General features: G+C 43.6%; 1 protein-coding gene. It reads right to left on the bottom strand.

From position 1 onward, the window contains the following. Positions 1 to 92: 92 nt before the first annotated feature. Positions 93 to 1,394, bottom strand: a complete 1,302-nt coding sequence (locus B147_RS28055) for a nucleoside-diphosphate sugar epimerase/dehydratase (protein WP_245568986.1) — start codon at positions 1,392 to 1,394, stop codon at positions 93 to 95. Positions 1,395 to 1,480 lie beyond the last annotated feature (86 nt).

The raw sequence follows: 1,480 nt of genomic DNA, 5'->3' as shown, positions 1-1,480 counted from the left end.
GGACGTTACTAAAAGCTGAGAAGATTATCTGTTAAAACCGGTCACACCATTTTTTATCGTGAATGTCTGTCCATGGATTACCGTGATTGCTCTCACATATCCAATACAAAAATTTCGCCGCCTTCCCCCATAGCCCCGGCCTGTAAAATCAAGCTGACGGCCTCTGGTATGGTCATAAAATAACGGCTGATATCCCGATGGGTAACAGTCACCGGCCCACCTTTTTTTATCTGTTGCTGAAAAAGAGGCACTACAGACCCGGCAGATCCTAGAACATTTCCGAAACGGGTTGTAATAAACCGGGTTGAAGAGTGTGATGCAAAATTTTGACAGTAAAGCTCTGCGGCACGCTTTGTTACGCCCATCACATTTGAAGGGTTCACCGCCTTATCTGTGGACACCAAAACAAAACGATCTGTTTTATACTCTTCAGCCGCATTAGCCACTATTTTTGTTCCAATGATATTATTTTGTACCCCTTCTGCAGGATTAAGCTCCACCATGGGAACATGTTTATATGCAGCAGCATGAAAGACAGCATAGGGGTGAAATTTACGGAAAACCCAATCCACCCGGCACTGATTTTTCACATCCCCAAGCACGGTTACAATATTAAGATCAGGGAATTCCTGGCGCATTTCATTATCAATAGAATAGAGATTAAACTTTCCATTATCAAACAAAATCAATTGTGCCGGGCTCAGCTTTGCTATCTGGCGGCACAATTCAGATCCGATGGACCCCCCGGCGCCTGTCACCAATACAATCTTTTGATGCAGATACTCAAAAATTGCCTCTTGATCAAGCGCTATAGCCTCACGCCCTAACAAATCTTCCAAAGTCAGGGGCCGCAAAGCCTCGACATTAACAAGTCCGTCAGGCTTTTCATCAATCGTTGGAAGCGTTCTGCACTCCACCCCGGCATCCAGACAATGATCAACAACAAGTTTCATTGTATCCCTGCCTGCTGAAGGGATGGCAAACATCACAATTTCAATATCCAACAATTCAATTATCCGGCCAAGTTCTGAAATGGCACCGTATACTTTAATACCTTGAATTTCACGCCCCAGTTTATGAGGGTCATCATCTACCAAGGCGACCGCATGATATTCCTGATTATAAGACAGGTCCCGAATCAAAAGATCACCTCCCTGCCCTGCACCTACGACAAGAACTCGTTTTTTCTCTTTTGTATTCGGCAGAATCTGCCTGTTCTTAAAAAATCGATAGCAAAGACGCGGTCCGGCCAACCCAATGATCAAAATCAGAGTAGAAAAAACCAAAACAGTGCGGGGCACACCTTTATGACGAAAAGCCATTACACTGACCGTCGTTAAAATAAGAGTCCCTAAAAAAACAGATTTTAAAATACGAATTATAGCTCCGGTCATATGACTTGATACTTTCATCAATTTCATATAGTATAATCGCTCCGAAGTTTACCTAAAATAAGGAGCAGAGCCATGGCCCAAGGCAA

The sequence above is a fragment of the Desulfobacter curvatus DSM 3379 genome, from assembly GCF_000373985.1.
GTDB lineage: Bacteria > Desulfobacterota > Desulfobacteria > Desulfobacterales > Desulfobacteraceae > Desulfobacter > Desulfobacter curvatus.
This window is presented reverse-complemented; position numbering and strand designations above follow the sequence as displayed.